General features: G+C 61.0%; 15 protein-coding genes. 6 read left to right on the top strand and 9 right to left on the bottom strand.

Annotated features, from left to right (window positions below; genetic code table 11):
• Positions 1 to 66: 66 nt before the first annotated feature.
• Positions 67 to 606, bottom strand: coding sequence for a formaldehyde-activating enzyme (locus tag SIN04_RS17920; RefSeq protein ID WP_134491413.1), 540 nt, complete (start codon positions 604 to 606; stop codon positions 67 to 69).
• Between the two features lie 380 nt (positions 607 to 986).
• Between SIN04_RS17920 and SIN04_RS17925 the strand changes: the two genes are divergently transcribed.
• On the top strand, positions 987 to 1,196 hold the full coding sequence (locus tag SIN04_RS17925) for a cold-shock protein (RefSeq protein ID WP_012590813.1): 210 nt from the start codon (positions 987 to 989) through the stop codon (positions 1,194 to 1,196).
• 212 nt (positions 1,197 to 1,408) lie between these two features.
• On the opposite strand, the gene SIN04_RS17930 is transcribed toward SIN04_RS17925, so the two are convergent.
• The 4 genes from SIN04_RS17930 to SIN04_RS17945 all read right to left on the bottom strand — a co-directional run bounded on the left by SIN04_RS17930 (position 1,409) and on the right by SIN04_RS17945 (position 4,575).
• Entirely contained in the window at positions 1,409 to 1,813 is a 405-nt protein-coding gene (locus SIN04_RS17930) for a cytidine deaminase (protein WP_134491415.1), read from the bottom strand.
• A 369-nt stretch (positions 1,814 to 2,182) separates the two neighbouring features.
• Positions 2,183 to 2,473, bottom strand: coding sequence for a general stress protein (locus SIN04_RS17935; RefSeq protein WP_134491417.1), 291 nt, complete (start codon positions 2,471 to 2,473; stop codon positions 2,183 to 2,185).
• 618 nt (positions 2,474 to 3,091) lie between these two features.
• The gene (pgl, locus tag SIN04_RS17940; RefSeq protein ID WP_134491419.1) at positions 3,092 to 3,814 is read right to left on the bottom strand and encodes a 6-phosphogluconolactonase; all 723 of its coding nucleotides are present in this window, start codon (positions 3,812 to 3,814) and stop codon (positions 3,092 to 3,094) included.
• Positions 3,815 to 3,924: 110 nt separating this feature from the next.
• Positions 3,925 to 4,575, bottom strand: a complete 651-nt coding sequence (locus tag SIN04_RS17945) for a MarC family protein (RefSeq protein ID WP_134491421.1) — start codon at positions 4,573 to 4,575, stop codon at positions 3,925 to 3,927.
• 264 nt (positions 4,576 to 4,839) lie between these two features.
• Between SIN04_RS17945 and SIN04_RS17950 the strand changes: the two genes are divergently transcribed.
• Together SIN04_RS17950 and SIN04_RS17955 are read left to right on the top strand one after the other, a co-directional pair.
• Positions 4,840 to 6,267: a sodium:proton antiporter gene (locus SIN04_RS17950; RefSeq protein ID WP_134491423.1), complete on the top strand. Its 1,428-nt coding sequence runs from the start codon at positions 4,840 to 4,842 to the stop codon at positions 6,265 to 6,267.
• 298 nt (positions 6,268 to 6,565) lie between these two features.
• Positions 6,566 to 7,195: a L,D-transpeptidase gene (locus SIN04_RS17955; RefSeq protein ID WP_134491425.1), complete on the top strand. Its 630-nt coding sequence runs from the start codon at positions 6,566 to 6,568 to the stop codon at positions 7,193 to 7,195.
• Between the two features lie 15 nt (positions 7,196 to 7,210).
• Here SIN04_RS17955 and SIN04_RS17960 read toward each other — a convergent pair whose 3' ends face one another.
• Positions 7,211 to 8,089, bottom strand: a complete 879-nt coding sequence (locus tag SIN04_RS17960; RefSeq protein WP_174513902.1) for a tetratricopeptide repeat protein — start codon at positions 8,087 to 8,089, stop codon at positions 7,211 to 7,213.
• A gap of 67 nt (positions 8,090 to 8,156) precedes the next feature.
• Entirely contained in the window at positions 8,157 to 8,282 is a 126-nt protein-coding gene (gene ykgO, locus SIN04_RS17965; RefSeq protein WP_012590802.1) for a type B 50S ribosomal protein L36, read from the bottom strand.
• Between the two features lie 217 nt (positions 8,283 to 8,499).
• Between ykgO and SIN04_RS17970 the strand changes: the two genes are divergently transcribed.
• From SIN04_RS17970 to SIN04_RS17980, 3 genes are read left to right on the top strand one after another with little or no spacing between them, the layout of a single operon-like run.
• The gene (locus SIN04_RS17970) at positions 8,500 to 9,147 is read left to right on the top strand and encodes a DUF1007 family protein (protein WP_341264483.1); all 648 of its coding nucleotides are present in this window, start codon (positions 8,500 to 8,502) and stop codon (positions 9,145 to 9,147) included.
• A 20-nt stretch (positions 9,148 to 9,167) separates the two neighbouring features.
• A complete protein-coding gene (locus tag SIN04_RS17975; RefSeq protein WP_134491429.1) occupies positions 9,168 to 10,226 on the top strand; it encodes a nickel/cobalt transporter in 1,059 nt (352 codons plus the stop codon).
• Between the two features lie 26 nt (positions 10,227 to 10,252).
• The gene (locus SIN04_RS17980) at positions 10,253 to 10,831 is read left to right on the top strand and encodes a nucleoside 2-deoxyribosyltransferase (protein ID WP_134491431.1); all 579 of its coding nucleotides are present in this window, start codon (positions 10,253 to 10,255) and stop codon (positions 10,829 to 10,831) included.
• Between the two features lie 39 nt (positions 10,832 to 10,870).
• On the opposite strand, the gene SIN04_RS17985 is transcribed toward SIN04_RS17980, so the two are convergent.
• Together SIN04_RS17985 and gap are read right to left on the bottom strand one after the other, a co-directional pair.
• The gene (locus SIN04_RS17985; protein WP_134491433.1) at positions 10,871 to 12,097 is read right to left on the bottom strand and encodes a phosphoglycerate kinase; all 1,227 of its coding nucleotides are present in this window, start codon (positions 12,095 to 12,097) and stop codon (positions 10,871 to 10,873) included.
• The gene (gene gap / locus SIN04_RS17990) at positions 12,094 to 13,101 is read right to left on the bottom strand and encodes a type I glyceraldehyde-3-phosphate dehydrogenase (RefSeq protein ID WP_134491435.1); all 1,008 of its coding nucleotides are present in this window, start codon (positions 13,099 to 13,101) and stop codon (positions 12,094 to 12,096) included. Before gap ends, SIN04_RS17985 begins: the two co-directional genes overlap by 4 nt.
• Positions 13,102 to 13,528 lie beyond the last annotated feature (427 nt).

A 13,528-nucleotide genomic window follows, 5' to 3' on the forward strand; every position in this document is an offset into this window, starting at 1 on the left:
CTGGAGCGCGCATCCAGCCAGCTTCGCTCAAGCCGACGCTGCGGCGCGCGGCGATTGCGCGCCCGTTCAACCCTCGAAAACGCCCTCGAGGGCGTAGTGGCTGACGGTCTTGCGATTCTCGATCAATTGCTCGACAGTCGGCTCTCCATTCATCGCACGGGAAATCGCGAGCTTGGTCGCCTCATAATTGGTGCGGTAGAGGTCGCGCCTGTCGAGGTTCGGATCGGTGGCGCAGCGGCGGTCGAGCCAGACCATGATGATCATGCAGAGATCGTCGACGTGCTTCTTCGGCAAAACGCCTTCCTTGAGGCAGTCGACAATGGCGTCGCCCGTCGCCGCCTGCACGACGCCGCCAAGCAATTCCACATAGGCCGTCGAGTTGACCGTCACCTTGGTCGTCATCATGGTCGGCGGGCGGACCATCTGATTAAGGTCGCGAATGACGAACATGCGCGGATGGCCCGCGACCTGCCCCGCCATGGCGGCGAAGGCGTGACCGACAGGTCCTTTGACGTGCCCGATCATGACCTCGGGCATCGCGTCGGTGAATTGCCCCTCTGCCGCCAGAACCGTCGCCTCGCCGGCGCGCAGCCAGATCTCGCTCATGTTTCGCCCTGTTGTTGTTGAAAGAAGTGGTCGAATACCACCGGCGGCGCTTGCGCGGAAGGGGGCGCCGGGACCGAACTTGCGGGAGGCTTGAAACTGGCGCCGCGCTCCAGCGGGCGACAAGCGAAAGCGTGACCTTTATTGATCTGGCAATTGCGAAGATTCTGCTCGTGCGTCTGGGATTCGCGCCATCTGTCAAAATGACGCAGGCCCCCTTGTCTTCCGGTCAGCATCGCCGTATGTTGGATCGTGTCGTGTTTTTTACCGACGACTTGGCCTCGCAGTTTTGCGTCCGCTGACGACCTCCTTCTTAAAACGACGATGCGACACCGGCGTCATCGATTGACGCTCGTTTACTTACGATTCTAAGGATGCACTATATGACTACGGGAACTGTGAAGTGGTTTAATCCGGACAAAGGATACGGCTTCATACAGCCAGACGATGGCGGCAAGGACGTTTTCGTCCACATCAGCGCTGTGGAACAATCAGGGCTGCGCCACCTCCAGGAAGGCCAGAAGATCAACTATGAAGTGATCGCCGACAAGCGGACTGGCAAATCTTCGGCCGGCAATCTTCGCGCCGCCTGAGGCACAACCTCCCCTCGACACGAAGCCCTGGCGGCCAAGCCGGGGCTTTTTATCGCGAGGGGGCCTTGTTCGGGCGAGTTCCTGACAGCAAAAGCATCAGGAACCGTTAACTAGAGCAGAAGGCATTTGGGCGGAATTTCATTCCGCGCCTTAAGTGTCTGTTTTACTGCATGAATCGGCCCGGAAAGTCTTCAGCTTTTCGGCATTACGCGCTAACGCCGCTCGGTGATGCTCGGGCCAAAAGCGTAGGGAAGCATTTCTGCTGACGAGAATGTCGCCCGCACGCCCTCAGGTCCCGCGACATGAATGCGAGCGCCAGCGCCGGCGAATTCAAAAATGCGTTGGCGGCACGCCCCGCAGGGGGTCAAAAGCGCCTCGCCCTCGCCGATAATCAGAATTTCGGAAATTTGCCTCTCGCCCGCAACGGCCATTGCGGCGATTGCGTTGGCTTCAGCGCAGGAGCCGAGCGGATATGAGGCGTTTTCGACGTTAGCGCCGCTAAAGACGGCTCCGGACGTGGTGCGGATCGCCGCCCCCACCGCGAAGTTGGAATAGGGCGCGTAAGCATTGCGCCGCGCTTCAAAGGCGGCGCTGAACAAATCATCAAGCGCGCTCATGCTTAAGCCGTCGCCCGAAAGAGAATTTGCTTTCCCAAATGCGACCGCCTCACACCAAGCGCCTTCCGATCGAATGGAGCCGTTCGACCGATCAGAAATCGCTCCGGCTCCAAAAGCTTGAGCATATTGTTGTGACCGAATCGAACCGACCTGATCGGAATATCCTCTGGCGTCCGCTGTGGATAGGGCGAAAAACAATTAAAGGCGCCGCGTGACGCTGGTCGCCAAAAGCGCGAAAATCGCAGCGAAAGCATCACCCTGCAGTGGTGAAAGCTGGAGCGCCCGTAATCCTGGACAAGCCAAGACATAAAAGGCGCGGCCCCAAAACCGCGGCTGCCGCGTCTTTTTGTTGCTATTGCGGACCTTCGATCAGTCTATGATCGCTTTCTTTGGTCCGCCGTGCGAAGCGTGGCCGCCTTTGCGGCCGGCTTCAGACGCAAGGGTATGGTTGCGCGAAAAACTGCGTTTGTTGGGATTGACGCTCTGGCCGCCCTTACGGCCGGCCTCGGCTGCAAGCCCCGGGTTCTGCGAGAAGCTGCGCTTCTCATGGGGAACGCTTTCGCCCCCCTTGCGCGCGATTGCTCTCTGCTTTTCCGGATCCATTGAAGCGAAGCCTCGGGTCGACGTCGCCGATTTCTTGGTGGTCTCCACTGCGCTCATTGCTGTGCTCTCTCTGAGTTCGCTTACCTGTTTTATGTAATGTCTGGCAGCGGCAAAGGTTTCGAAAAATTCTTCAAGTTCACGTTACAAATAAAAAATTCTGTATGCTGCACCGCGTTAAATTGTTTGCAGTCGCGTTAAATATTTTGCGATTGCGAACGGAGCTAAGCTCTCATTTAATTAGAATCCTACTCCAAGGATTATAAAGCCAGGGCACGCCAAGGCTTCACAGCTTGAACGCGGAGGCTGGGCTGGGAGTTCCGGATTTCCCCACGATTTACGTAAGGGCGGCTTTTTTTGGCGCCTGACCGGTAGGGGGGACGCCGGAGGCTGAAACTCCGCCGGCCAACGGAACACGCTAAACAGCGCTTGGTCGAAATCTGAACTTTCCGCCCCGCCGGCGAACAGACCCGCGGCGAAAAAGGCGCAGGCCGTCAGAAAAGCTTTTGCCGTCTGTCGCATTGATGCTCCGAAAATCCAAGGGCGCCGCGGCGACGGCATGTTCGCTCCGGCTTCGATTAAAATTCGCTATTGTCCGAATGGCCGGCCCCGGCCCGCGCGTATGTTTGCTTGCGCACATCGCGGCGCCGGGGAATTTGGGCCGCGCGGCCGACAGGGTTATGGGGAGAGGGCTGCGCGATCAGCGAAAATGTGGATCAGGCCGCGCGTTGCGAGGCGGGCCGCCGGAAGCGTGCGATCATTGGCCAGCACGCGGGCCAATATGCCTCTCTTCTCGGCCCCGGACACGAGGAAAGCGATTTCGGCGCTGGATTCCAGCGCGGGATAGGTTAGCGAAATCCGCGGTTCGGGCGTCGCTCCTATGATGAATGTCGCCCAGGCGTCTCGCTCTTCGAGGGCCCGCGTATCCGGAAACAGGGAAGCTGTGTGGCCGTCGGCGCCAAGACCAAGCAAGGTCACGTCGAATAGAGGACGGTCCGGGTCGAGCGTCTTTGCTCCGTAAAAATTCTGAAGGGCGCGCTGATAGAGGGCCGCCGCTTGCGCCGGCGATTCAGCGTCTGTCGGCACGCGATGAATTTGCGCCGGAGCCAGCGCAACATGGCGAAGCAAAGCTTCGGACGTCATGCGGAAGTTACTGTTTTCGTGGTCAAAAGGGACGAAGCGTTCGTCGCCCCAGAACAGCTCCACCTTGCGCCAGTCAACCTCATCGCGCAACGGCTCGGCGCCGAGCAGCTGATACACTTGCTTCGGCGTCGATCCGCCCGAGAGGCTGAGCGCAAATGGTTTGGATGCGCTGGCGATGCGCGAAACGAGCCAGGCGGCGACGCGATTGGCGAGATCCTTGGCGTCTTCCGCGACGTCGATCCTAGGGGCGGGGCTCATGCGGCGGCGATCCTGGATGGTTGACCGGGAGGTAAAGGGCGCCGTCCCACCGCCGCGGCAAGACTATCGGCAAATCGCGCTTCATGCGAGCGAAGCCCGTCGCGCCGCCATCAGTGCAGCATATTCAGCCCGTGGTTTTGCAGCCCTTCGATGACGCCGTTAAAGATCAGCCCGACGCCCATCGCGGAGACGAAGAAGCCGACGATGCGGGTGATGGCGTCGATGCCCATGGGACCAAGGCGATCGACCAGTTTGCCGGCATAGGCAAGGCACAGATATGTCACGAACATGGTGGCGAGAACGGCGGCGACGATCGGAGCGAAGGAGCCAAATTCCCATCTTTGCACCTGCGCCGTCATGCCGAGAACGGTTGCGATGGCGCCGGGACCGCACATGATCGGCAGGGCGAGCGGCACGAATGCGATGTTGGCGTCCTTGCCTGCGCCGCCTTCGGGAACGACCGATCCCGAACCCGAAGAGCCGGAGAAGAGTTCAAAGCCGATTTTGGTGAGGATGATGCCGCCGACTATGCGCACCATGCTCAAGGGCACGCCGAAAAGCCGAAGGATCAATGAGCCGAAGAACAGAAAGAAAAGCAGCAGCAAGGTTGCATAGAGGCTGGATTGCGCCGCAACTTTTCGGTGTTCGGCGAGATTCTTGCCTTCAAGAAGCAGCAGGAAGATTGGCAGCGCCTCCAGCGGATTGATGATGGCCAGCAGAGTCGTGAAGGTGCTTATGAAGAGGGTCCATTCCTGCGTCATGGGCCGATCCTTCCCGATCCATCTTGTATTTATTGACGCCTCAGCCGATCCGCGGGCCAAGCCTCGCCATGGCGAAGACCGCGATCCCTGGCTCCTTGGCGTCCTGAGTAGCATACCGGCGGCTTCGATCAAGCTGGCGCCTCAAAGCTGCGAAACCTGTTGGCCTTGCCGCGCGGGGCGCCCGCACGTAATACCGTCCTTGAACTTGGCTATGGCCGTCACCGCCGCGTATCCGGCTCACGTAGTGCGACATATGGAGGAGATATGACCGATTGGAAGCGTGCGGCCATTGTGGCGCTTGGCGGCTGCGCGGCCTTTGCCGCGATCCTCGCATCAAGCTCGCCCGCCGCCGCGGCGGAGGTCCTCGATGGCGCGAAGCTGCCCTGGCTACTCGGGCTGCCTTTCGTCGGCATATTGATGTCGATTGCGTTCGCTCCGCTTTTTGTTAGGGAGTGGTGGCATATTCACTACGCCAAAGCCGCTGCTTTTTGGGCCTTTTTAACGCTCGCGGGCCTTGTCGCCGTCAAAGGCTTCGACGTGACGGCCGCCGCCTTCGTCCACAATATGGCGCTCGAATATGCGCCCTTCATCCTCATGCTCCTCGCGCTGTTCACGGCGGCGGGCGGCATCGCCATAACCGGTTCGCTGAACGCCACGCCGCTCTTCAATGGCGCGATACTCGCCTTCGGCGCGGGGATCGCCAGCGTCATCGGGACGACCGGCGCCTCGATGATCCTGATCAGGCCGCTCATTCGCGCAAATGCTTCGCGGCGCTTCAACGCGCATGTCGTGGTGTTCTTCATCTTTCTCGTTTCGAACATCGGCGGAGCGTTGTCGCCGCTTGGCGATCCGCCGCTGTTTCTTGGATTTCTCCACGGCGTCGACTTCTTCTGGACGACGCAAAAGCTATGGCCGGAGACATTGTTCGCCGTCGGCGTTCTTCTCGCTCTGTTCCTTCTGATCGACGCCTATTATTTCAAGCGGGAAGGGCGGAGTGGCGCATCCGGCCCGATCATTCCTCTGCGCGTAAAGGGTCTCGTCAACATCGCGCTGATCGGGGTGGTCGTCGCCTCAATCGTCGCCAGCGGTCTTTGGCGACCGGACGTCAGTTTCGATCTCTACGGGACGAAGATCGAGCTGCAGAATCTGGTTCGGGAGGCCGTGATGATCGGCGTCGCGCTTGCCTCGCTTGCGCTGACGAACAGGGCCTCCCGCGCGGAAAACGGCTTCGACTGGGAGCCGATCCGCGAGGTCGCTTACCTCTTCGCTGGGATTTTCACCTGCATCATTCCTGTCATGGCGATGCTCAAGGCTGGCAAGGACGGCCCGTTTGCTTTCGTCATCGGCCTGCTCGAGCACGCCGACGGATCGCCGAACAATCCGGTCTATTTCTGGACGACGGGCCTGCTTTCCTCATTTCTCGATAATGCGCCGACCTACCTTGTATTTTTCGAACTCGCGGGCGGCGAGGCGGCGAAGCTGATGGGCCCGCTCGCCGATACATTGGCGGCGATCTCACTCGGCGCGGTGTTCATGGGCGCGAACAGCTATATCGGCAACGCGCCGAATTTCATGGTTTACGCCATCGCCCGCGACGCCGGCGTCAAGACGCCAGGATTCTTTCGCTACATGCTGTGGTCGGGAGCAATTCTTCTGCCGCTCTTTGCCGCCATTACCTGGCTATTCATGTAGCAGCATAGTCACGATGCGGTAGCGCGCGAAAGGCGAGAATGAAGCTCGCGCTCGGCCGTGCCTCGAGGAATGGCTGTGGACCGCCGCCGAAATAGCTGAAGGCAAAGGACATCCCGGCGTCAGTCGCGTGTGCAGCGCCTCGACGACGGCGTTCAGCGCGACAAAGACGCGATTTAATCACTTTAAAATAATCCTGATCGAATTCCGACAACGCTTAATCAACAATTTGTCATTGTATTAATACGGTGAAGTGCGACGATCGACTATCGGCTCCGCCGGTGGCGCGGGAGGGCGGTCAATGCGGCGGATCCTTGGCGTGTGCGCGTTCCTGTGTAGTCTCGGCTGTGTAGCGGCGGCTCAGGCGAGGGTTCGGATCGACATTGATCTCAGCTCGCAAACCATGCATGTCAGCGCCGATGGCTCGGATTATCTTTGGTCCGTCTCAACGGCGCGCTCAGGCTATGCGACGCCACGGGGCTACTACCGGTCGAGGCATTTGGAGCGCATGCATTATTCGCGCAAATATCATATGTCTCCGATGCCCCATTCGATCTTCTTCAATGGCGGCTACGCCATTCACGGCACCTATTCAACGGCTGACCTTGGCCGGCCGGCTTCGCATGGCTGCATTCGCCTTTCGCCGGGCAACGCCGCCTTCCTTTACGGCCTGGTCAAAGAGCAGGGGGCGGACATCAGGATTTCCGGCTCCCCGCCGCGCGCCTATGCAAAGCACCGATGGCGGCGCGAGGGGGGCGTGGCGCGGCGTCAACGCCCGCGTCTTTTTGAAGATGATTATCAGGGGTGGTCAGCGGAAGCGCCGGACGGGCTGGCCTATGCGCCGCCGCGCAGCGCCGTGCTTTCAAGGCATCGCCGCGTCATCGATCCAGTCACGCAGCAGCCTCAGTCGTGGCAATCGTGGCCGCGGTAAGCGTCTCAATCACGTTTAGATGTCGCGGCCGTTCACGTCGAGGGACAGCTTCTCGACGCTATCCTTGAGACTGGGCTGCGCCGGATAGATCTCCAGCGCCTTGTTGAACACCTGCAGGGCGCGCTTGTCGAGACCGGCGCGCTGCAGGATCACTCCCATCCCCATGAGCGCGCCAAAATGGCGCGGCTCCAGCTTCATAACCATGTCGATGTCGGCCATGGCGCCGTCACTGTCCTGCATCAGGAACTTGACCGCCGCGCGCTGATTCCAGGCCTCGGCCCAATCCGGCTCGAGCGCCACCAGCCTGTCGAGCAGGCTCAGGGAGAGAGGATAGTTTTTGGCGGCGGCGGCCTGCGTCGCGCGCTGCATGATGAGGCGGGCGGTATCGGATTGCGACTGCATCCAGATGTGTTTGATCGCCTCGGCATAGCCCTTTGCCTCGTCGGGATCGCTAGCGGCGCTGAGATGCTTGAACAATTCGTCGAGCGCCTGTTGACGCAGGATGGCCGGCTCTGGCTTCGGCGCGAGCGCCTTTTTTAATTGGTCTGCGCGGGCCTTGACCCTGGCGGCTTTGGCCGCTTGATCGTCGGGCGCCGCCTGTTTCGCTGCGCCATTTTGACCATTCTTCGATAACGGGTTTGCCGATTGGCCGCGCGGAGGAAGAAATTGTCCGTCGCGCCCGAAATCGAAAGGAGGGGGCGGCGCGTCGGTTGGCGGCGCCGGACCCTCGTCATCGCCGAGCATGCGCCAGCCGTTGGGCAGGCCGCCTGGCCATCCACGCTTGTCCGCGCCGGGCGTATTTTGCGCCGCGGCGGGAGCCAGAAAGGCCGCGCCGATAACGGCGAGGACCTGAAATGTCGGCAGCCACGCTGAACCAGGAAGTCTTCTGAGCATGGCGTTGAGCCTAATAAGGCTTGCTCAAAAGGTCAAAGCCCTTGTATTGCCGCGCCTGCGCGCCGCCTCAGCCCTGGCGGGCCTTGTAGCGCTTTTGCGTCTTGTTGATGATGTAAACACGGCCCTTGCGGCGCACGAGCTGGTTGTCGCGATGACGCCCGCGCAGCGATTTCAATGAGTTACGGACTTTCATCGGAGTTGTTCCCAGAAAAAAACAACCGGCCGCGATGGCCGGTTCAAATGAATTCCGAATGTGTATGCCTCATCTTCCGTTCGCGATCAACCCCCCGGCTCGCGGTCTCGCCGTGACGCGGCGGGAAAAGCCTCGCCTCGGTTTAGCCAGACTTCTGCGCTCAATGGATGGCTTGAGACGCCCTGGCGGCGCCGCTTCACGATTTTTTTGGGTGTTTATGCGTAGGCTCTACCGGTTGAGGCTCGGCCTGATGGCGGCTTTCATCATCGGGTTCGCACACATAGCTATGGCGCATCCCCATGTCTGGATCACGGGGCAGGAGCAGGTGATTTTCGGGCCGAACGGCGACATCGTGGCGATCCGGCACGCCTGGGTTTTCGATGAAATGTATTCGGCCTTCGTCACAGAGGGCGTCGGCAAGAAAGGTCAGCTTCTGACCAAGGCGGACCTCGCCCCGCTCGCCAAAAGCAATGTCGAGGATCTCGCCGAATTCGACTATTTTACCCACGCCAAGATTCATAGCGTCAAGGTCGAGTTTGGCGAACCGACCGATTATTCGCTCGAGGAGAGGCCGGACAAGCTCGTGGTGCTGCGCTTCACCATGCCGCTGAAAACGCCGGTCTCAGCAAAACTCTTTTCCTTTCAGGTTTACGATCCGACCTATTTCGTCGCCTTCGAACTCGACAAGCAGACCCCTGTCAGCTTCGTCAACGCGCCAAAGGGCTGTTCGACCAATGTGTCGGGAGCAAAGCCGCTGGCGGCGGAAGAATCGAAGAAGCTCACCGAATCCTTCTTCAGCGGGCTGTCGCCGGGGTCGGATTTCGGCGTCAAACTCGCCTCGGCTGTCATCGTCGCCTGTCCTTGACGGGCTGTTGGAGGGCAACTTTGAAACCTTCTTTCCGTTTCTCGCCTCTGGCCGTCTCCGCGCTCTTCCTCGCGGCGGCTTTCGCTACACAAAGCCTTGCGCAAGGCGCGCATCATCCCTTCGCCGTCGGCGTCAATGAAGGGGCGGCGAGCGCCACGGGCTTCAGCGGCTGGCTTCTGGCTCAGGAGAGCGGCTTTTATCGTCTTTTGACGGGCGCGATCCGCGCGGCGCGGGAGAGCGCCTCCGCCGGCTGGACCCTCGCCGGGCTCAGCTTCGGCTACGGCGTTTTTCATGCGGCGGGGCCCGGTCACGGCAAGGCGGTGATCGCCTCCTACATGGTCGCCAACGAACGGGTTTTACGGCGCGGGCTAGTGATTTGCCTCGCGGCGGCGCTGCTGCAAGGTTTCGTGGCGGTGGCGCTGGTCGGCGTCGCCTTTCTCATCCTGGGGACCACGGCCAAACATATGACGGCCGCCGCCAATGTGATCGAGATTGCGAGCTATGTGGGCGTCATCATCCTCGGCGCGATGCTGCTTGCCGCCAAAGGCGCCGCGGTCGTCGCCCTTTGGCGGCAGGCGCCCGCGCGGAAGCTCGCGCCTGAGCTCGCGGGCGTCTTTGGTCCGGCGCTCGCGGCCGGAGGCGCGAGCGCGCGCTTCTTCGCCGATGATTGCAGCGCGGCCCATATGCATGGGCCAGATTGCGGCCATTTTCATGCGGCCGATCCGGCAACGCTCGACGCCGGATTTTCCTGGAAGAAGGCTTTGCTCACCGTCGCGGCGGCCGGATCACGGCCCTGTTCGGGCGCCATTCTCGTCCTTGTCTTCGCCTCTGCGCAGGATATTTTTCTTGCCGGCTGCGGCGCGGTGCTGGCGATGTCGCTAGGCGTTGCGATCACGACCGGCGCGCTCGCCACATCGGCTGTCTTCGCCAAAAAGGCGGCTGCGCGCTTCGTCGGCGCTGATTCATGGCGGCCGATGATGGCAGGGCGTCTGTTTGAGGCGGCGGCCGCGCTGGCGGTGCTCGTCTTTGGCCTCGCCTTGCTCATGACGACCCTTTCGGGCGGCGTGATGCGCGGCTAGGCCCACGGCCTACAAGAGAGCTCGGCATGACGCGGCGCTTGCGGATTTATCTTGCCGGCCCTGAAGTCTTTCTGTCGGATGCGAAAGCAGCCGGCGAGCGCAAGACGGCGCTTTGCGCGCAATACGGCTTTGAAGGGTTGTTTCCTCTTGAAAGCGAGGCTCTCGACGATGGCGTCGAGAGGAGCCTCTCGATCTATCGCGCAAATCGCGCGATGATTTTGGCGGCCGATGGCGCAATCTTCAATCTGACGCCTTTTCGCGGACCGAGCGCGGACGCGGGAACGGTCTTCGAACTGGGGCTTTGCGCCGGTCTCGGCAAGCCGGTTTTCGCCTATAGCAACGAGGACGGCGCGCTGCTCGACCGCATAAAACGCGACATGGGCGCAACTTTCGACGCCGCAACAGGACGCTGGCGCGACGCTCTCGGCATGACGATCGAAGATTTCGGACATGCCGATAATCTGATGCTTGGCGGCTGTCTCACCGAGCAGGGGCGGCGGCTGACGCAGCGCCGGACCGCGCCAGATGAGCGTTTCACGGACCTGTCCGGGTTCAGGCTGTGCCTTGAGCACGCGGCGCAGCATTTCCGCGTCGCGCTCGAATAAAAGGCGGGATGGCGCGGCGCGAGTCTCTTTGGCCGAAGCTCAGGCGTTCGCTTTCTGCCCGCGCAAAGCCTCGACGCCGGGCAGCAGCTTGCCTTCCAGCCATTCGAGGAAGGCGCCCCCGGCCGTCGACACATAAGTGAAGTCGTTGAATGCATGGGCCATATTGAGGGCCGCGATCGTGTCGCCGCCGCCGGCGATGGTTTGCAGCGAATGGGTCCGCGTCAGTTCCGCGGCGACCTTTGCGATCGCCACGGTCCCCACCTCGAACGGCGGCGTTTCAAAAGCGCCGAGCGGACCGTTCCAGACGACGGTCCTGGCGGCTGCGAGGATGCCGACGACCTTTGAAATGGTGCGCGGGCCGATATCGAGAATCATGTCGTTTTCGCCGATCTGGTCGATATCGACGGCGCGAGTTTGCGCATTGGCTTCAAACCTTGTCGAGACGATGGCGTCGACCGGCAGCACGAGCTGACAATTGGCGGCGTCCGCGTCGGCGATGATTTTCCGCGCCGTTTCGGCGAGTTGCGTCTCGCAGATCGACTTGCCGACATTCTTGCCGCTGGCGGAAAGGAAGGTGTTGGCCATGCCGCCGCCGATGAACAGAAATTCGACCCGGCGCATCAGATTGCCGAGAAGTTCGAGTTTGGTCGAGACCTTGGCGCCGCCGACGATTGCCGCCATCGGACGCTCCGGATGCGCCAGCATTCCGGTCAGCATTTCGAGTTCGCGCTGCATCGTGCGCCCGGCGTAGGCCGGCAATTTATGGGCGATGCCTTCGGTCGAGGCGTGCGCGCGATGCGAGGTCGAGAAGGCGTCGTTGACGTAAAGATCGCCGAGTTCGGCGAGCTGCTCGACAAAGGCCGGATCGTTTTTGGTTTCGCCGGCATGGAAACGGGTGTTCTCAAGCAACAGAATATCGCCGTTGCGCAAGGCCGCGACGGCGCTCTTGGCGACGGGGCCAACGCAATCGGAGGCGAAGAACACCATGTGGCGGAGTTCGTGTTCGAGCGCCACCGCGACCGATTTCAGCGACGTTTCCGCCTCCGGCCCATCCTTCGGGCGGCCAAGATGCGAGAGAATGATGACCTTGCCGCCCTTTTCCGAAATTTCGCGGATGTTCGACAGGACGCGGTCGATGCGGGTCAGATCGGTGATCCGGCCGTTTTCCATCGGCACGTTGAGATCGACGCGCACGAGTACCCTCTTACTCGCCAGAACAGCGTCGTCGAGAGTTGGAAAGGGCGAAGAAGAGCCTGATCTCGTCATAGGAGTTTCCCCATTGCGACCGCGGTGTCGATCATCCTGTTCGAGAAACCCCACTCATTGTCGTACCAGGACAGCACGCGAACGAAGGTTCCGTCGATGACGCGGGTCTGGTCGACATGGAAGATCGATGAATGTGAGTCATGGTTGAAATCGACCGATACATTGGGGCTTTCGGTATAGCCGAGGATGCCCTTCAGCTCCGCACCCGCCGCGCGTTTCACCGCCTCGGTGATTTCCGCCGCGCTGGTCGGCCGGCTGGCGTTGAATTTGAAATCGACCACGGAGACGTTCGGCGTCGGCACGCGGATCGACGACCCGTCGAGCTTGCCGTTGAGTTCGGGCAGAACGAGGCCGACCGCCTTGGCGGCGCCGGTCGACGTCGGGATCATGGAGAGCGCCGCGGCCCTCGCGCGATAAAGATCCTTATGCAGCGTGTCGAGCGTCGGCTGGTCGCCGGTATAGGAATGGATCGTCGTCATGAAGCCCCTCTCGATGCCGATGGCGTCGTTCAGCACTTTGGCGATCGGGGCGAGGCAGTTCGTCGTGCAGGACGCATTGGAGACGACGAGATGTTCAGGGGTCAGCTTCAAATGATTGACGCCGAAGACGACGGTAAGGTCGGCCTTGTCGCCGGGCGCCGAGATCAGCACGCGCTTCGCCCCGGCCTTGAGATGGGCGGCGGCCTTATCACGCGAGGTGAAAATGCCCGTGCATTCGAGCGCGATATCGACGCCGAGGTCCTTATGCGGCAGTTCGGCCGGATCTCTGACCGCCGTGACCTTGATCGGGCCGCCCCCGAGATCGATCGTGTCGCCGCTGACCTTGACCTCGCCTGGGAACCTGCCATGAACTGAGTCGAAGCGAAGGAGATGGGCGTTCGTCTCGACCGGACCCAGATCGTTGATTGCGACGACCTTTATGTCCGTGCGTCCGGACTCGGCGATCGCCCGCAGTACGTTGCGTCCGATTCGACCAAATCCATTGATCGCGACTTTGACCGCCATCCGATGTGCTCCTTATTTGGCCCCGGCCCTCTCTCGCGAGGACCTCCGAGTTTGCGCCTCATTCACGCGAATTGTGATATGTCGCGCAATTTCCAAGCCGTCAACTTGGCAAATGGCCGGCGGTTGCATGAGACGCGAGAGTGGCTCGCGCGGTCATCAGGCCTCACGCAGCCCTCCGGAGGGGCGAAGGCGAGGATTGCTCGGCGCGCAGCTGCCGACGCCCCAAAAGTCATTCTGCCCTTGCGCCCAAGATAATCCGGCCGTTCACGAGTGGAACCCGGGCGACGAGAACCAGTTGCCATACTAATGGTTTTACTTTGACGACATCGGCTATGCTGGAGTCAACGCCCGGTCTATGTTTCCTTAGGTCGCACCCTCGTTCGGCTTGGCTGGCGCCGCTGCAATTCCATCGCGACTATGACAGAGC

This window comes from Methylocella tundrae (assembly GCF_038024855.1).
Taxonomy (GTDB): Bacteria; Pseudomonadota; Alphaproteobacteria; order Rhizobiales; family Beijerinckiaceae; genus Methylocapsa; species Methylocapsa tundrae.

Bases quoted from the DNA above. Each gene is read 5' to 3' on its own strand.
- SIN04_RS17920 (WP_134491413.1), bottom strand. From the start codon at position 606: ATGAGCGAGATCTGGCTGCGCGCCGGCGAGGCGACGGTTCTGGCGGCA.
- pgl (WP_134491419.1), bottom strand. From the start codon at position 3,814: ATGAGCCCCGCCCCTAGGATCGACGTCGCGGAAGACGCCAAGGATCTC.
- SIN04_RS17935 (WP_134491417.1), bottom strand. From the start codon at position 2,473: ATGAGCGCAGTGGAGACCACCAAGAAATCGGCGACGTCGACCCGAGGC.
- SIN04_RS17945 (WP_134491421.1), bottom strand. From the start codon at position 4,575: ATGACGCAGGAATGGACCCTCTTCATAAGCACCTTCACGACTCTGCTG.
- ykgO (WP_012590802.1), bottom strand. From the start codon at position 8,282: ATGAAAGTCCGTAACTCATTGAAATCGCTGCGCGGGCGTCATCGCGAC.
- SIN04_RS17950 (WP_134491423.1), top strand. From the start codon at position 4,840: ATGACCGATTGGAAGCGTGCGGCCATTGTGGCGCTTGGCGGCTGCGCG.
- SIN04_RS17985 (WP_134491433.1), bottom strand. From the start codon at position 12,097: ATGACGAGATCAGGCTCTTCTTCGCCCTTTCCAACTCTCGACGACGCT.
- gap (WP_134491435.1), bottom strand. From the start codon at position 13,101: ATGGCGGTCAAAGTCGCGATCAATGGATTTGGTCGAATCGGACGCAAC.
- SIN04_RS17930 (WP_134491415.1), bottom strand. From the start codon at position 1,813: ATGAGCGCGCTTGATGATTTGTTCAGCGCCGCCTTTGAAGCGCGGCGC.
- SIN04_RS17960 (WP_174513902.1), bottom strand. From the start codon at position 8,089: ATGCTCAGAAGACTTCCTGGTTCAGCGTGGCTGCCGACATTTCAGGTC.
- SIN04_RS17955 (WP_134491425.1), top strand. From the start codon at position 6,566: ATGCGGCGGATCCTTGGCGTGTGCGCGTTCCTGTGTAGTCTCGGCTGT.
- SIN04_RS17980 (WP_134491431.1), top strand. From the start codon at position 10,253: ATGACGCGGCGCTTGCGGATTTATCTTGCCGGCCCTGAAGTCTTTCTG.
- SIN04_RS17925 (WP_012590813.1), top strand. From the start codon at position 987: ATGACTACGGGAACTGTGAAGTGGTTTAATCCGGACAAAGGATACGGC.
- SIN04_RS17970 (WP_341264483.1), top strand. From the start codon at position 8,500: ATGCGTAGGCTCTACCGGTTGAGGCTCGGCCTGATGGCGGCTTTCATC.